The organism is Spirosoma litoris (genome assembly GCF_054776755.1).
This window is the reverse complement of sequence record NZ_BAAHBI010000008.1, coordinates 1-16,108: the sequence shown is the minus strand read 5'-3', so window position 1 is coordinate 16,108 and position 16,108 is coordinate 1. Positions and strand designations below refer to the sequence as shown.

General features: G+C 45.8%; 13 protein-coding genes. 4 read left to right on the top strand and 9 right to left on the bottom strand.

Annotation, left to right across the window (positions count from 1 at the left end):
* Nucleotides 1–7 precede the first annotated feature (7 nt).
* On the top strand, nucleotides 8–2,521 hold the full coding sequence (locus ACYVGR_RS05140; protein WP_460954242.1) for a PspC domain-containing protein: 2,514 nt from the start codon (nucleotides 8–10) through the stop codon (nucleotides 2,519–2,521).
* A gap of 59 nt (nucleotides 2,522–2,580) precedes the next feature.
* On the opposite strand, the gene ACYVGR_RS05135 is transcribed toward ACYVGR_RS05140, so the two are convergent.
* The 9 genes from ACYVGR_RS05135 to ACYVGR_RS05095 all read right to left on the bottom strand — a co-directional run bounded on the left by ACYVGR_RS05135 (nucleotide 2,581) and on the right by ACYVGR_RS05095 (nucleotide 12,324).
* On the bottom strand, nucleotides 2,581–3,648 hold the full coding sequence (locus ACYVGR_RS05135; protein ID WP_460954240.1) for an AI-2E family transporter: 1,068 nt from the start codon (nucleotides 3,646–3,648) through the stop codon (nucleotides 2,581–2,583).
* A gap of 188 nt (nucleotides 3,649–3,836) precedes the next feature.
* Nucleotides 3,837–5,219 (bottom strand): L-serine ammonia-lyase, encoded by a 1,383-nt coding sequence (locus ACYVGR_RS05130; protein ID WP_460954238.1) that lies wholly within the window; start codon nucleotides 5,217–5,219, stop codon nucleotides 3,837–3,839.
* An 87-nt stretch (nucleotides 5,220–5,306) separates the two neighbouring features.
* A complete protein-coding gene (locus ACYVGR_RS05125) occupies nucleotides 5,307–6,065 on the bottom strand; it encodes an oxygenase MpaB family protein (RefSeq protein ID WP_460954236.1) in 759 nt (252 codons plus the stop codon).
* 103 nt (nucleotides 6,066–6,168) lie between these two features.
* Nucleotides 6,169–6,897 carry an OmpA family protein gene (locus ACYVGR_RS05120; protein ID WP_460954234.1) on the bottom strand — a complete coding sequence of 243 codons (729 nt, stop codon included), beginning with the start codon at nucleotides 6,895–6,897 and terminating at the stop codon, nucleotides 6,169–6,171.
* 177 nt (nucleotides 6,898–7,074) lie between these two features.
* Nucleotides 7,075–8,223, bottom strand: coding sequence for a hypothetical protein (locus ACYVGR_RS05115; RefSeq protein WP_460954232.1), 1,149 nt, complete (start codon nucleotides 8,221–8,223; stop codon nucleotides 7,075–7,077).
* 69 nt (nucleotides 8,224–8,292) lie between these two features.
* Entirely contained in the window at nucleotides 8,293–9,639 is a 1,347-nt protein-coding gene (locus ACYVGR_RS05110) for an erythromycin esterase family protein (protein ID WP_460954230.1), read from the bottom strand.
* A gap of 59 nt (nucleotides 9,640–9,698) precedes the next feature.
* Nucleotides 9,699–10,307 (bottom strand): hypothetical protein, encoded by a 609-nt coding sequence (locus tag ACYVGR_RS05105; RefSeq protein ID WP_460954228.1) that lies wholly within the window; start codon nucleotides 10,305–10,307, stop codon nucleotides 9,699–9,701.
* A gap of 200 nt (nucleotides 10,308–10,507) precedes the next feature.
* Entirely contained in the window at nucleotides 10,508–11,578 is a 1,071-nt protein-coding gene (locus tag ACYVGR_RS05100; RefSeq protein ID WP_460954226.1) for a branched-chain amino acid aminotransferase, read from the bottom strand.
* Nucleotides 11,579–11,772: 194 nt separating this feature from the next.
* Nucleotides 11,773–12,324: a cob(I)yrinic acid a,c-diamide adenosyltransferase gene (locus tag ACYVGR_RS05095; RefSeq protein WP_460954224.1), complete on the bottom strand. Its 552-nt coding sequence runs from the start codon at nucleotides 12,322–12,324 to the stop codon at nucleotides 11,773–11,775.
* A 174-nt stretch (nucleotides 12,325–12,498) separates the two neighbouring features.
* Between ACYVGR_RS05095 and ACYVGR_RS05090 the strand changes: the two genes are divergently transcribed.
* From ACYVGR_RS05090 to tyrS, 3 genes are all read left to right on the top strand, one after another.
* On the top strand, nucleotides 12,499–13,008 hold the full coding sequence (locus ACYVGR_RS05090) for a hypothetical protein (RefSeq protein ID WP_460954222.1): 510 nt from the start codon (nucleotides 12,499–12,501) through the stop codon (nucleotides 13,006–13,008).
* Nucleotides 13,001–14,215, top strand: a complete 1,215-nt coding sequence (locus ACYVGR_RS05085; protein ID WP_460954220.1) for an S-adenosylmethionine:tRNA ribosyltransferase-isomerase — start codon at nucleotides 13,001–13,003, stop codon at nucleotides 14,213–14,215. Before ACYVGR_RS05090 ends, ACYVGR_RS05085 begins: the two co-directional genes overlap by 8 nt.
* Nucleotides 14,216–14,333: 118 nt before the next feature.
* On the top strand, nucleotides 14,334–15,620 hold the full coding sequence (gene tyrS, locus ACYVGR_RS05080; RefSeq protein ID WP_460954218.1) for a tyrosine--tRNA ligase: 1,287 nt from the start codon (nucleotides 14,334–14,336) through the stop codon (nucleotides 15,618–15,620).
* The last annotated feature ends 488 nt before the right edge of the window (nucleotides 15,621–16,108 follow it).

The following is a 16,108-nucleotide window of genomic DNA, read 5'->3' as shown; positions in this document are numbered from 1 at the left end:
GACCGTCATGAAAAAGACAATAAGTATTAATATAAGTGGCGTCATCTTTCACATAGAAGAGGATGGCTACGACAAACTGAAAAATTACCTGACTACCGTACAACAATACTTTTCGACCTACGAAGACAGTCAGGAAATTGTAACCGATATTGAGAACCGGATCGCTGAAAAACTTCTGGCTAAATTGAAAGCGGCTGATAAACAGGCTGTTTCTTTAGAAGATGTCAATGAGCTGGTTGCCGCAATGGGTACCGTTGCCGACTTTGAAGCCGTTGAGGAAGAAGAAGTGCTGGTAACCAGCGGTGGCCGAAATTCCGCACAGAGTACGGGGCAGGGTGCCCGGAGCACATCTACGTCAAATCCAAACCCTGCCTCTAGTGCCTCATCTCAGGCTTCACAATCGTCGTTCGAACCACGTCGACTCGTGCGTGATGTACGGCGAAAAACCCTTGGTGGTGTATGTGCGGGCTTAGCACACTATTTTAATATTGATGTAGTGTGGGTGCGCTTAATCTTCCTGACCCTGTTTTTAGCATTGCCCCCGTTGGGACATGAGTTTGGTGCGGGCGTGTCGAGCTTCGTTTTTATTGTGTACATCGCGATGTGGATTGCCCTACCAGGCGTCACGACGATTGAGGATGATAAAACGGTTAAAAAGTTCTTCCGAAATCCTGAAGATAAAGTACTTGGGGGCGTTGCGTCAGGGATTGCGGCCTATTTCGGAGTCGATACAGGTATTATCCGGCTGCTGTTTGTATTGGGTATTGTGTTCTTTGGCGTTGGATTTCTTTTGTACATCGTACTTTGGATGATTGCTCCTCAGGCAAATACACTTACCGAAAAGATGGAAATGCAGGGGCAGCCCATTACGCTTTCCAACATTGAGCACAGCATCAAGCAAAATCTGAATATCAACGAAACGGTTCATAATGAAAGCACACTGACCCGTTTACTGTTGTTCCCTTTCCGGGCCATTGCAACGATCATTGGCGGATTGGGTAGCGCTCTTGGGCCCTTGTTAAATGGCGTTGTTTCGCTGATTCGCGTATTTGCTGGTGTTATGATGCTGATTCTGGCTTTCGCTGGAATGATTGTTTGCCTGGCATTTCTAGGAGCTGCTATTGGTATCAGTACGGGTAACTCTTTTACAAGCAGCGATTTACCAATTGAAATGTTCCGACATGATATTTCGGTTCCGATGGTGTTTTCCGGGGTTTTAGTTGGTCTACTTCCTGCGTTTGGTTTAGCGATTCTGGGGATTATGCTTATCACGATGAAGAGTGTGTTGAGTAGCCGTACTGCCCTTACGCTGGCTGGGGTTTGGCTCGCTAGCCTGGTGGTATTTGCGGGTACCGCTACACCTGTATTATCCAGCTTCCAACGTCGGGGAACAGTTGAGGAAACGAAGGTACTGAGTGTGCCCGCAGCCATTCCAACCTTTGCCATGAATCAGGTAGAAAACGACGACAACTGGCGCCCATCTATTGATGTGAAAGGATACGAGGGAACAACCTTGAATCTGGTCCAGTATTTCCGGTCGCAGGGTCGTACGCGGGCGGATGCTCAGTCAAATGCGCGCCAAATTAAGTATGCCTATTCGATTAAAGACTCAACGATACGTTTCAACGAAACGATCGAATTGGCTCCGAATGCTCGTTTCCGGGGGCAGGATTTGGACATGGATCTGTTAGTTCCCTATGAAAAACCATTCCGAATGACCCGCGATTTCGCTCGCTTTATTCGCAATGAATTTGGAGAGAAAGAGTTTGACCGAATGGAGTCGAGTATATGGAAATTTACTAAAAATGATGGCCTAGTTTGTATCAACTATCCACGAGAAAAAGATCAGGAAGACGATAGCGAGGATAATGACGTAACTGATCTTACCGACGATGTCCAGAATGCAGTTGCCAGCGAATTAGGTGATGATTTCGATCACATTGGCGACCATACCCGGCAATTTAATGTCAGCGAGTTCTCGAAAGTAGATATTGGCGGGGCATTTGTGGTGCGTTTCCGTAAAGGAACAACCTATAAAGTTGTTGCTGATGGACGCGAAAAGGATTTGGATGATATAAACGTGAAAGTGAGTGGTAATCGATTAGAAGTTTCCATTGAACGGAATGGTTTGTTCGACTGGAGCAATCGTAAACGCATTGGCCTGACAATCACTGTTCCATCCATCGACGAGTTAAAACTATCAGGTGCTTCAAAGGCTAGCTTGGTCGAATTTGGAAACTTCAAGACACTGAATATCGACATGAGCGGTGCCTGTCGGACCGTCTTTGATGGCTCTGTTGAGAAGCTTAATCTCGAACTATCGGGTGCCTCGAACGTAGTCTTGCGTGGTCATGCGAACCAATTAGAGGCTGACCTGAGTGGCGCGAGTAAAATCGAAGCTAACAGCATGGATGTCGATAGAGCCCATGTTGATGCCAGCGGAGCCAGTCATGCTAACCTTGGCCATGTTGGTACGATTGATTCCGAAACCTCAGGCGCCAGTAAGGTAACGCACCAGTAAAAAAGGAATGATGAATGATGAATGATTTTACAACACAATCATTCATCATTCATCATTCATCATTTTTTCTTTTCCGCAGCAGATTCCACTTTCTCCTCGGCCACTGCTACTTCTTTTTCCTGCTTTTTGTTTTCGCGTTCAAAAACCTGAATGAGAACGATGAAGTAGGAGAGGAGTAATGGACCGACAACCAGGCCCAGAATCCCAAAAATAGGTACGCCTAACACAATACCCGCCAGCGTAATGAGTGGGTGAATATCGCCCATACGTCTGGCTAGCATAATGCGGAGTAAGTTATCGATATTGATGATCACCACCGCTCCGACAACCAGAATACCCACCCCCTGCGCCGTGTTACCCTGCGAGATCTGAATTAATCCGGCTGGAGCCCAAATAATTGGAGTTCCAAGGACGGGGATAAATGCCATGAAAAAGGCCACGGTCCCCCAGAATAATGAATCGGGTACACCAAAAATCCACAGAGTTAATCCGGTTAGCACACCCTGTACCAAACTAACCAATGCCTGACCCAACACATTGGCATTTACATTGTTTTTGAGTGATTCCCCAAGCTCCTTTTGCGTATCTCGTTTGAACGGCAGGTATTTCTGAAGCCCTTTCTGAAAGGCTTCCTGTTGCACAAACATGAAATACATGGTGAACAGCATAAGACCCAGTATGACAATAAAGTCGAGTGTACTACCGGCCAACGATGGCAGTAATCGACTGGCATAGGTGCCACCCTGACGGAGAAGAGACTGAATGTTTTGTTGATTGGTAATCTTATAACCTGTCAATTCCTCTGCTTTCTTGACTAAGTTTAAAATATCCTGGGTATGCTGCGAATAATATTGAATTCGGTCGATGAGTAGCAAACTCAGCGTTAGAAACGGCATAATAATCACAACCACTGAGAAGACGATCAAGATAGACGTCACCAGCGATCGGTTCCAATTTCGTTTGATGGCTAGCGCAATAAACCAGGGTTGAAAGACAACGTAGAGAATACCTGCCCCCAGAAAAGCCGATATGTAGCCGCTGAGGCCATAAATGATAAAGCCTGCAATGACAATCAGGCTCGTAATTAGTAAAACTCGTTGCTGCTGGGGTGTGTAAATATTGGACATAAGTCAACTAAGTGCTGCGTTGAATGTACGCATTTTATTAAAAACGCATTAAACAGCCTGAATTGTTTAAAAAAGGAGAAGGGGGAGGAAAGGGACGAGGGGGGAGAAAGGATAAAAAATGAAGAACGCCTATCCCTGACTTTCCCTTCCTCCCTCTTGTCCCTTTCTTCCCCCTTCTCCTTAAATTTTTAACATTCAGTAGCACTCAGCGCCAGTCCGGCTTCGGAGGTTTCCTTATATTTTGTCGACATGTCGCGACCAGTGGCTTTCATTACTTTGACGACCGCATCGAGTGAGATTTTCTGGAACGAAGCAGCCCCGGAAGTTGCTAGTAGAAAGGCATTATACGCTTTTACGGCACCCATCGCGTTGCGTTCGATACATGGGATCTGGACGTAACCACCAATGGGGTCGCAGGTCATGCCGAGGTGGTGTTCAATGCCAATTTCGGCGGCAGCTTCGATGGGGGCAATATCGCCAATCGGTTGCGCGCAACGGGTCAAAAAAGCCGCTCCCATAGCCGAGGCTGTCCCAATTTCGCCCATGCAGCCCATTTCGGCACCTGAGATACTGGCATTGTGTTTTACTAAGAAGCCAATAGCCGCAGCCGCCAGCATACCAGCCCGCAACGTTGGTCGATCGTAATGAAAGTGGTGTTTGGCCAAATACGTAAGACCCGGTATGACACCTGAAGCGCCCGAAGTTGGGGCTGTTACAACAATGCCACCAGCCGCATTTTCTTCCGAAGCCGCGAGGCAATACGCATTCAGGAAGATCAAAAAACTATCCGACGATTGGCTCATGCCTTTGGCCTGATGGAACAGAATCGGTGCTTTTCGGGTCAGTTTAATAGAACCAGGTAGAATGCCTTTATGTCGAAGCCCGCGCCGAACGGCTTTGTGCATAAAGTCCAGAATCTGATCGAGCCGCTGGTTTACTTCCGCTTTGGTACGATGGGTTAGCGCCATTTCATTGGCCATCAGCAACTCGTCCAGCGAAATCTTATTGATTTTGAGCTGGTTTTTCAGCTCCGCCATCGTTGCATATGGATAGGGTACCGACAGACTACTGGGGTCTATTTCGGGTTCTCCTTTACGAATAATAAAGCCACCTCCAATAGAATAGTATTCTTCCGAATAGAGAGTCTGTTCTCCGTTGGCGAGCCTCAGTACCATCGTATTATGGTAGGGTGAGTCGTACCGAATGCGCTCAAAATGAATCTGTTGGGGGCCAAGCTCAATAAGCTGATCGCCAACAGAAATTGGATAGGTTACAGAGTTATCACGTAGCAGTTTAAGTAGCGCATCGGGGTCAGTAGTTTCGGGTTGCCAGCCCAATAAGCCAGCAACAATAGCCCGGTCGGTGCCGTGTCCTTTGCCCGTCGCGCTCAGCGAACCATACAGATGCACATGAATGGCAGTAGCCTGCTGCTGAGTTACAGGGGGGAGCTGGGCTAGTCGTTGCCGAAAATCGAAAGCTGCCTTCATCGGGCCGATTGTGTGCGAACTCGATGGTCCCGGTCCGACCTTAAACAGATCGAAAATGGAGGTTGTAATAGGGTTAGTAGGCATGTTGATGAGAGTTGAGTTCCAGGCTTAAGGTTCCAAGTTTATGATGTATTTGCTGTAACATTGAACCTGAAACTTGAAACTAAAAAATTACTGGTCCAAACTTCGAATCTGGTCCAGGTATTGGGTTGGTAATAGTATCCGCTGCACAACCGATCGGAGACCAAGGGCATTCAGCAGACTATACAAACCCAGCGAATAATTCAGCAGCGATTTATTTGAAAGATTCAGCAACTGCCGTACTTGCTCGGGCACGAGTATACCCTGTACCTGGAGAAGCAACTTGTACCGCCAGTTACCCAGTTCTTCCTGATATCGCCGGAACAATTTATCGGTAAACTCACTATGAACCAAATCCCGATTGAGGTGAGCCTCCCGATCAATTTTCCAATCGGCATAAGTGGTGGGTAAACTGGGTACGCCCATGCCGACCCCAACCTGTTGAAATACACTGAACAGTTCCTCGCGTTCAGGGTTGGAGAGGGGTCGTTTTAAGGTTTCATAGGCTCGCTCGGAATAATCAATGAGCATGTAAAGCACATCCCGATAGGCCCAGTCGGGAATTTGGTAGCCTCGTTTATGCTCAATGCCGGTATGAATAGCACCCATCCGGCTAATCGATTGTCGGGCCTTATCTTCAGGAAAGAATACAATTTCCTGAGCGTAACGAACTGTTGAGAACAAACGACCGATGGGGTCGGCAGGTAGCTTGCCTGTATAAAAAAGCCAGTCAACGGCTTTGTTGAGCGCAAATTCGGCAGCCGATCCAGCGAAAACAAGCAGAATCACATCGGCATCGCCCCAAATCTGGCGTACAATGGATCCGGGTTTTACGAAATAGGTTGTCATTGATGGTCAAAAATGGTCAGATATAGTCAAAACATTATCAGGGCCAGGCTTTTTTGACTTCTCTGACTACTTCTGACAAAACTTGACGATTGTCTGACCAATCTTACATCGCTAAGACAACAAATTCAACGCGTCGGTTCTTTTTTTTATTTTCTTCTGAATCGTTGGGCGCAACCGGTTTCGTATCGCCATAGCCATTGTAGTGAATCCGTTTCTCGTCAATTCCTTTCCGAGAGATATAGCTGGCAATTACTTTAGCCCGGTTCTCTGAGAGGGCCTTATTTAGCCGTCGATCGCCAACATTATCGGTATGTCCGGCTATTTCGATTTCCAGATTTGGCGTGGTGGCTAATGTTTTTACGAGTTTGTCCAACTGAGGAAATGATTCTGGACGAAGTAAATAGCTGCTTTGATCGAAATACAGATTATCGAGCCTGAAAGCTTGATTAACCTGCAGGTTTCGAAAAATGCTATCGGGCTTTGGTTCTTCTTTCTCAAGCCGCACAACGTAACCGTAATCGGTGCAGGTATCGCACGTAACCACCATCAATTCTTCGGCTTCATAATAGCCAGGAGCACTGGTTATTACATTCAGCGTGTCGGTACGCGTTAGTATAAAGGCAAAGGATTTGCCATCAAGCTGGCTTTTGCCAACAAATTTTTTCTTGGACTGCTTTGCCTCAATGGTAAACTGTGCGGCTACTTCTGCCGATGTTTTATCATCTACCGCCGAAATAGTAAATACCGTTTTCTGCGTTTTAATAACGCCTGGTTGCTGACCTAAACAAAAAAGAGGAAAGCAACATAGCCACAAGTAACGGACTAGAGTCATTAGCGTACTGGTTCAAGACTGAAAATTGCTACAGTAAATGCTAGCGGCAAAACTCATACCAAAACCGGTGCGCCACGGCAATAAATCTCTACTTGAGGCCGTAGTTATTCTTCTGGTAGCCAGATCACTTTTGATTCTACCTGCTGTAACTACCCCGTGCTGTGTACTACTTACTGTCTATTTATAATAGCCCCAAACCTCTCTGCTGGCAATTACGGGCGTTGTCACCACATAGGGTACAGCAATTTCGTCCAGCATCTGACGATCTCCTACACGGTCTTCGGGTAAGCGATTTATGGGTATGTGTGGGCCTGATTTTTCCTTTTTGTTTGTATAGATGAATGCAATAGGTACTGCGTATCTGCCTTTAAAGTCGGGACTTACATTTGTTAGATTTTCCAGTGCCTTTTTCACTTCAGCCGTGAAGCCAAACCCAATATTTTCCGGGCTAAGAATGACTACATTTTGAATGCCTCCCTGTGCATCGACATCGAATCCCGCATAAACACGCCCGTAAATTCCTTGTTTCCCAACCCAGCCAGGATACGTGATCTGGGATTCGAGATTGCGCTTGAATAATTCTTCTTTACTTAAATGAGCAAGGTTTTTTTGATTGGCAACGACCAGCGAATCATAGATATTGATGATATCGATGACATCGTTCGTGGTCAGTTGCCGGTTAGGAATTCTCGATTCCAGGGCCTGGGCTTGATCGGCAAAAGCCTCTAACAGCAATTTTTTGGATAAGTTGATGAGCTTAGGTTCACGGTCTCCTTTTTGGATGTAGTACTTTGTTTTGACGCGATAGATGCCCTGAATATTCAGATCTTTATAATACCGGGTTTTTACTTCTTCGGCACTGTTGCGCGGCTCTAGTTGACTGCTCAAACTCGTCCAAAGCTTAGTTGGTCCGTTATGGACAATTGAAAAATACGTTCGATAGTCCAGACCAGCTATGCTGTTTTGCAAACGTACAAACTTGGTAGTGTTGATGGTAAACAATTCGGGCGTAATCACTTTCACAGCAGAATCACCGGCAAACTTGCACAGGACTTCACTAGTAACCAGATTATAAGCCAGTTCGCAGTCCAGCTCTTTTCCTGATTTATCTAGTTGAACTTTGCCCTCTTGCCAAACGGGAAAGGTGTAGAAAGGGCTTTCCAGAAACGTTACCTGTGTGTAGGTCGCTGTTGTGGCCGTTTGTCGGCCTGAGGCATAGCTATCCGATTTTGTTAAGATCTGCCCTTTGTCGTCTTTATAAACGACGATTTGGCCATAAGTCTTTAAAACAGATAAAGTGCAAAGCAATAGAACGAGCCGAATCATAATAGTTGATGGTGGAAAAAATGAATAGATGCGTAAACTAGCGGTAAGGCGTTTCGGTAAAGGTGTTTTTTAGGGAAGTAGCTGGCTAGGGGTAGTGTCCCGAAAATGAATCAACAGATCGTAGCGCCCTGTCAATGCCGTTATGCTATAGTACTGCTCGGGTTTACTTTCATCAAACAGGGCACCGACTTCGAAGAGCGGGTACTTGGTGCTCAGCCAATCTGTTAAGGTTGAGCTTAATTTGGCATCGTGAAGATTCAGAGCAAAGTTGGCGTATTGCCCTTTTCCAAGTAAATAGTTAAATGAGTTAGTTACCCCTTCGGTACGAACTGATAGAGCCTTTAAATTACGACTGCTCTGAGAGGCATCAACTACGGTAAACGAACCGTTCGTGAGCAATTGACCGACCATCAGGTACTTATTGGCCAATTGCTCTTTCAGGATAGCGCCCATTGATGGAAAGTTACAGAACGCATAAGGAATATTGGCAATATGATAGTTGTGGGCCCATAAGGTTAATTTGCCAATGTTCGCCCTCGTTAACATCCATTGAACATTTTCAGCCATGTACCGATCTCGTTTGACACTATAATTGCAGGAGCTTGCATCACCTAAATCCTGTTGCTGGAAAAGAACGCGAGCCGCTTGCCTGGCAATTTCGTACTCCTGCCGCCCCCCTAAAGCAACCCATTGACTTTCATTTGAGATAAAAAGATTAGATAACGCAGTCAACTGGTTTGCATACTGCTGCCGGAGTTGATCTGTTGCTGATGATTGACCAAGGAGTGCCAATTGAGTGACTAACGAATCAACGCGTGGTACAGAAGCTGGGTCAACTTTAGTTAGAAACTCGGTGATTAATGGAAATTCATCATCAGCATACTGGCAATCAAAACCGTAAAAGGATAGTTGTTTGTCGGCCGATTTACCAGCATTGTAGTCTTTCATCCATTGGAGTAATTCGCGTACTTCGTCGGTCGACCACGTCCAGAAATACATGCTTTTAGCCGCTGAGGTTGCGGCCGACAGACCCGTACTTTGGCCATGAATAAACCGATTTACAATAACTGCGCGTCCGAAATTAGCTTCAAAAGCGATGGTCTGATGGCCATGTTTTTGAACCAGATAGCGAAACAATCGATCTTTCATGCGGAAAAATTCTCGCGTACCGTGCGTGCCTTCGCCCAGACCCACCACCTGCGCTTTTGCCAGGATGGTATCAAGGGGAGCCAACTCGGTAAAATCACGCGTAGGGTCAGCATCCTGTAGTGGCAGGATGACTTTGTTGAATGCCTGAACAACGCTGACTTTGTCAGAAGATAAGTCTGCAAGTGGGTCAGGGTCAGTCTTTTTGCAACTTACCACAACCAGACTAAACCCAAGAAAGAGCAAAAGGCGAAAAGCTTGATGGGGCATTAACATAACCGAATAATGAAGAGAAACCAACCTGATAACTATCAACGTTTGCCGTTTCCTTAATTTACCGATAACGAGACATCATCGTAATAAGCAGTACCCGTAGTTTTGGGCAGGAAAAAGATTAACGCATAATAGCTATAGGTTTTCGCAGGAAACGAATCGAAGGTTATGGAATATTCTTTAAAATCATTGGTCCCGGTAATCGATGTTTTCCCCTCAGTCGATGTATAAAAAGCAGGGGCATAGTTATCGTTGACGCCCAGGTTGCCTCCTATAGCAATCGAAATTCCGTTACCCTGTATGTTAACGGTTTTAATTTTGACCTTTAAGGTTAGCTTGGCACCCGTAGGAATGGGCGTAGTAGACGTTAACAGATCTTGCTGAAAAAGTTGATAGGTCGAATCAGTCTGGGCCAGATTGCAACTAACTTTTATAGAGTGAGTGGGCGAGGAGGAGGCTTCGGTCGAATAATCGACAGTATAACTTGTGGGACGAGTCGTAGAATTTTTGAGAACGTCTGTCCTCCAGGTCGAGTAAGGCGATGTTTCAAAATCTCCACCCGTAAGTACATTCGCAATTTGCACAGGTTGAGCTTCGTCCTTTTTGCAGGAATTGAACAAGAAACTACTAATGAGTAGAGACAGAAGTACTGGGGCCGCTTTCATAAGAGATGTAGATAAATACGTAGGGAAGGAAAGTTGCTCCAATAACTACTTTAATTGAAAAAAGACAATTAAACCTGTGTTAAATTTTATTTTAAGGCTCCTGCGTTTCTAAATCGACATATAATTGGATGGGCAATAGCTATCAAACAGAAAAGCCCCGACCAAACGGCCAGGGCTTTTTTAGTTGAAGGATAGTGAAATTAAACGCGATGCATCCAGCCAAAGCTATCAGCAATCTTACCTGTGCGTAAATCGCTCAGATAATTTCTCACCCGAACCGCAACCGAATCTTCGGGAGCAAATTCAGGCAGCATATAGTCTTTACCATTGTAGCCAATGAGCGAATAAGGCGATGAACCTACGGCCGTGCCAGCACCAAAAGCCTCAGTTAATCGACCGGTTTCGATACCACTGATTACTTCTTCGATAGAAACCAGGCGCTCTTCGACGTCCATACCCCAGCTTCGGGCAATTTTCAAAATCGAATCGCGGGTAACACCTTTCAAAATTGAATCGGAGGTGGCTGGTGTTACAATTTTGCCATCAATAACGAAGATGATGTTCATTGTACCCGATTCCTCGATGTATTTATGTTCGCGAGCATCGGTCCAGATCAACTGATCGTATCCTTGTTGTTGCGCCATTAACGTTGGGTACAGCGAACCGCCGTAGTTACCAGCACATTTAGCGTACCCCACACCACCGGGAGCCGAGCGAATAAATTCGGTTTCCACTTTCAGTTTGGGTGGGTTTGAATAGTAAGCGCCTACCGGACAGGTGAAAATGCAGAAACGGTACGTTTTCGAGGGAGCTACGCCAAGATATGTATCGGTTGCAAACATATACGGACGGATATACAACGAGCTATCAGGTGTATCAGGCACCCAATCTGCATCGATACGAAGCAGCGTTTCCAGACCACCCATGAATACTTCTTCGGGTAGGGTAGCCATGCACATCCGCTTTGCGGACTCGTTCATCCGCTCAAAGTTGGCTTGCGGACGGAACATCAATACTTCACCAGCTTCGTTCTTGAACGCTTTCATGCCTTCAAAAATTGACTGGCCATAATGTAGCGACGACAGAGCGGGGCTTAGCGTGAAATTGTCGAATGGCACAATCATTTGATTTTGCCATTCACCATCTACGAAATCGGCCACAAACATGTGGTCCGAGAAATGTTTTCCGAAAGGCAGATGATTAAAATCTACCTCCTGAAGGCGGGAGCGTTCCGCTTTCCGCAATTCAATTTGCAATACGTCCGTCGTCATAACAGCTGTGGTTAATGAGTTAGCCTGCTGATGGTCAGGCTGCGGCAAAGCTAAAAAATTAGATTGAGTAAGTTTAGTTGTCTTGACAACTTTTTTTTCTTTGTCATGCTGACGAAGGAAGCATCTTACCATTTCCATATCAAATTGTCAGGAGAATTTAAGATGCTTCCTTCGTCAGCGTGACAAAAATCAGGTTACGTTCTGGGCTTCCAGGCTACCTCTTCCGCATTCAATTCCTGTGCCATTTTTCGGCCAAGAACAAATAGGTAATCGGATAATCGATTCAGGTATTGAAGGACTAATGCATCGACTGGTGATTCTTCCGTTAAGGCAATTGTCAGTCGTTCGGCTCGGCGGCAAACGGTTCGAGCGAGGTGACAAAACGATACTGACTGATTACCGCCGGGTAGAACAAAAGCGCGCAATTCTGGTAACTCGGCATCCATAGTGTCCATTGCCTGTTCGAGCTGAAGTACATCGTCTGGAGTAATGACAGGAATTGCCCGTGTAGGAGCCTTTTCGGGATCAGTGGCCAGTTCGGCTCCGACGGTAAATAACCGATCCTGAATTTCTTTTAACAACCCTTTCCGACTCTCATTAACTGGCTGGTCGCGTACCAGTCCGATCCATGAATTAAGTTCATCAACCGTTCCATAGGCATCAATTCGTAAATCGGCTTTGCTTATCCGACGCCCACCAATCAATGCAGTTTGGCCATTATCGCCTGTTTTTGTGTAAATCTTCATGGTAATAAAAGAGCGAATGACTGAAAGTGTGAAAGAGTGAAGGGACGAAACTAACGGATTTCAACTGTTCCAGCCGTACCTTTGCACCCTAATTTTAACGAGCTGATTAAAGAGGATGAGTTTTGCTGGAACCTAAGCTTGCTCTTTCACTCTTTCGCTCTTTCACTCTTTTAAATGAAAGCAGGTACTTTTTTTGTCCGCGTGTGGCGTGTTCTGTCCATTGCCGGATTCTTGTTCGCGCTGTTTAGCAGTTATATCTCGTATCCCGATTACGTTAATGTTCGGTTCGACGATCAGAATCACCCCATTCAAACGATCAATCGCGAAACAATTTTTTACATCGCCATTGCCATTTTCCTGATTAACAATACACTGGTTAATGCCGTAGCCCGACTTTTTCTGCGTGTACCAACTCCCCAGCTTATGGTGCCTAATCAGGCTGTCTGGGCGAATCACCGACCCAAGCTCAACGTGCTCTTTAAGGAATGGTTTAGCATGATTATCGCATCTATTAATACGATACTAGGCCTGGGCCTATTGGTACTTTCATTCCTCAATCGATCTGACCGTCCGATTCGATACATTGAGTATGCTTGGCTTTTACCGCTAACTACTGTTATCCTGATTGCAGTATTGGCTTGGTTGCCTATTCGTTTGTTCATGAAACCCGGTGACGATGACTGAAACAAATGAATTGTTATTGAGTCAGTTTCAGTACGATTTGCCCGATGAGCGTATCGCCAGATTTCCGCTCCCTCAGCGCGATTCGTCGAAGCTGCTTGTGTATCAGCAGGGCCAGGTTCGTCACGAACGATTCACTAGTTTGCCGGATTTATTGCCTGCAACCAGCTTTCTGGTCTTTAATAATACAAAGGTCATTCCGGCAAGGCTACATTTTACCAAGCCAACAGGAGCAGTTATCGAACTGTTTCTGCTTAATCCCTTCCCGAATTCTCAGCCTATTAGCCAGGCAATGGAAGCCACAGGCTCGACCGTCTGGCAGGGAATGATTGGCAATCGTAAACGTTGGAAACCAGACGAAACGCTGGAAACAACGTTGCCAACGCCAAACGGAGAGGTCAAGTTGTCGGTACGGTGGCATACGTATGAGCAATCGGCCGTTGAATTAAGTTGGCAACCTGCCGAATTGACGTTCGCCCAGCTCATACAATATGCGGGCGAAATTCCGTTGCCGCCCTATCTCAAACGTGATGCTACAGAGACGGATCGGGAAACATACCAAACGGTTTACTCGAAGCAGGAAGGAGCGGTAGCTGCACCCACAGCTGGTCTACATTTCACTCCGGCTGTATTCGACGCATTGGCCAGCCGAGGCATTGATCATGACTATTTAACGCTGCATGTAGGGGCTGGAACATTTCAACCTATTAAAACGGAAGATGTTCGACAGCATCATATGCATACGGAGGAGGTTGTGTACACGCAGCAGAATCTCCGCAACCTGCTCGCACATATTGATACTATAGTAGCTGTTGGGACAACCTCTATGCGTGCCTTGGAAAGTTTGTATTGGATGGGCGTTAAATTAATACGTGAGGATGCCGACCCGTTCCAACTTGATCAGCATTATGCCTATCAGGTTCCCATTCAGGAACAACCCAAAGCAGAGGATTCGTTAAAGGCAGTCTTACAATACCTAATTGAAGACAATAAAGAGTCGATCGTAGCGTATACGGGCATCTACATTACACCAGGCTATCAATTCAAATTGTGTAAAGGTATTGTTACCAATTTCCACCAACCCGGCTCGACGCTGATTCTTTTGATCTCTGCGCTTATTGGCGATGATTGGAAGCGTATCTATAAGGAAGCGCTCGAAAACGATTATCGCTTCCTGAGTTATGGCGATTCGTCATTGCTTTTACCGTAATTATTAATTTTGCAATCGAATATTTAGAATTTAAAGAGCGAAAGAGCGAAAGAGTGCAAGAGCGAACAAGAAACGCCCCCTCAAATCGCTCTTTCGCTCTTGCACTCTTTCGCTCTTTATGAATTTTATTGAAGAACTCCGCTGGCGAGGCATGTTGAACGACATGACCCCCGGTACTGAAGAACAACTCCAGAAAGAACTGACGGCGGGCTATATTGGATTCGATCCTACAGCCGCGTCGCTCCATATCGGTAACTTAGCAACCGTCATGTTGCTAGTGCATTTACAGCGAGCTGGCCACAAACCGTTTGCACTGGTTGGAGGAGCAACCGGTATGATTGGTGACCCGTCGGGTAAAGCCGCTGAGCGAGAGTTTCTGTCCGAAGAGACCTTACGACGTAATCAGGAGGGAGTCCGGCAGCAGCTAACCAAATTCCTCGACTTTGATAGTGGGGCCAATTCTGCCGAAATGGTCAATAATTACGATTGGTTTAAGGAGATTTCGTTTCTGGGTTTCCTTCGTGAAGCAGGCAAACATATCAGCGTCAATTATATGATGGCGAAAGATTCGGTCAAGAAGCGGCTCGAGACCGGGATTTCCTTCACCGAATTCTCTTACCAGTTATTGCAGGGCTATGATTTTTACTGGCTCTATAAGAATAAGAATGTCCGATTACAGATGGGCGGCTCCGATCAATGGGGTAACATCACGACTGGCACTGAATTAATCAGACGTAAAGAAGGCCGTGAAGAATACCAGGCTTTCGCGCTGACCACACCTCTGGTAACTAAAGCAGATGGTACCAAATTCGGTAAATCGGAGAGCGGTAACGTTTGGCTCGACCCAAGTCTGACCTCACCGTACCAGTTCTATCAGTTTTGGCTGAACGCAGCTGATGCCGATTGCCCCCGCCTGATACGAGTATTCACGCTCCTATCGCGTGAAGAAATTGAGGAGTTGGAGCGCCAGCATAACGAGGCCCCTCATTTACGGATTCTGCAAAAAGCAATCGCTAAGGATGTCACGATCCGTATTCATTCGCAAGCGGGCTATGACCTGGCCGTAAAGGCATCTGAGGTTTTATTCGGAAAAGCTACGCTTGAAACCCTACGGTCAATTCAGGTAGATGAGTTTGATGTAATATTTGATGGCGTACCCCAAACGGAAGTGTCGGCTGAAGAATTGGCCAATAGTAAGGATATTACAGACTTATTATCTGTAGCTAGTAGGGGAGAAGTGTATGCCTCGAAAGGCGAAGCCCGACGGGCAATAACACAAAACGCGGTTAGTATTAACAAAACAAAAGTAGCCGATCCCGGTGCTTCTGTGGACTTAGAATGGCTACAGGATCGCTATGTATTGATTTCAAAAGGCAAGAAAAATCACTTACTGAAAAAAATATAGAAATTTTGTAGTGTGTAAGTGATTGAGGCTGGGGGCCTTACCAAATAATGTTTGGTGGGGCTCCCATTTATTTTGGGATAGGGGCTTGACAAAGGGGTAAAATCACCCTACCTTTGCAGTCCCAAATCAGGGAAATGAGTTGAGAACAATAGCACAAGCTACTCGAAATCAACTCATTAAGTGCAACTCGCTGAAAATCAATCGCAAAAATTTATTTTCAGATTTACTTGACAAACAAAAATAAGTCTCGTACCTTTGCACTCCCAAATGACGGGAACGATTGATGAAAAGAGGGTTAAGTCTTTTGAAGTCAATCAGTTAAGTGAAAAAGATCGAAAAAATAAGTTAAAAAATAATTTCGATTTTACTTGACAAATGGGAAATAAGGCGTACCTTTGCACTCCCAAACAACGAGACACGATTTAAGAGTTTTTAAATCACTTCTCAACCACGCTTCGGCCAACGGGCCAGGCGCACAGTTCTTTGAC

Coding starts and splice junctions, on each gene's coding strand:
- ACYVGR_RS05140 (WP_460954242.1), top strand. CDS start 8: ATGAAAAAGACAATAAGTATTAATATAAGTGGCGTCATCTTTCACATA.
- ACYVGR_RS05135 (WP_460954240.1), bottom strand. CDS start 3,648: ATGTCCAATATTTACACACCCCAGCAGCAACGAGTTTTACTAATTACG.
- ACYVGR_RS05130 (WP_460954238.1), bottom strand. CDS start 5,219: ATGCCTACTAACCCTATTACAACCTCCATTTTCGATCTGTTTAAGGTC.
- ACYVGR_RS05125 (WP_460954236.1), bottom strand. CDS start 6,065: ATGACAACCTATTTCGTAAAACCCGGATCCATTGTACGCCAGATTTGG.
- ACYVGR_RS05120 (WP_460954234.1), bottom strand. CDS start 6,897: ATGACTCTAGTCCGTTACTTGTGGCTATGTTGCTTTCCTCTTTTTTGT.
- ACYVGR_RS05115 (WP_460954232.1), bottom strand. CDS start 8,223: ATGATTCGGCTCGTTCTATTGCTTTGCACTTTATCTGTTTTAAAGACT.
- ACYVGR_RS05110 (WP_460954230.1), bottom strand. CDS start 9,639: ATGCCCCATCAAGCTTTTCGCCTTTTGCTCTTTCTTGGGTTTAGTCTG.
- ACYVGR_RS05105 (WP_460954228.1), bottom strand. CDS start 10,307: ATGAAAGCGGCCCCAGTACTTCTGTCTCTACTCATTAGTAGTTTCTTG.
- ACYVGR_RS05100 (WP_460954226.1), bottom strand. CDS start 11,578: ATGACGACGGACGTATTGCAAATTGAATTGCGGAAAGCGGAACGCTCC.
- ACYVGR_RS05095 (WP_460954224.1), bottom strand. CDS start 12,324: ATGAAGATTTACACAAAAACAGGCGATAATGGCCAAACTGCATTGATT.
- ACYVGR_RS05090 (WP_460954222.1), top strand. CDS start 12,499: ATGAAAGCAGGTACTTTTTTTGTCCGCGTGTGGCGTGTTCTGTCCATT.
- ACYVGR_RS05085 (WP_460954220.1), top strand. CDS start 13,001: ATGACTGAAACAAATGAATTGTTATTGAGTCAGTTTCAGTACGATTTG.
- tyrS (WP_460954218.1), top strand. CDS start 14,334: ATGAATTTTATTGAAGAACTCCGCTGGCGAGGCATGTTGAACGACATG.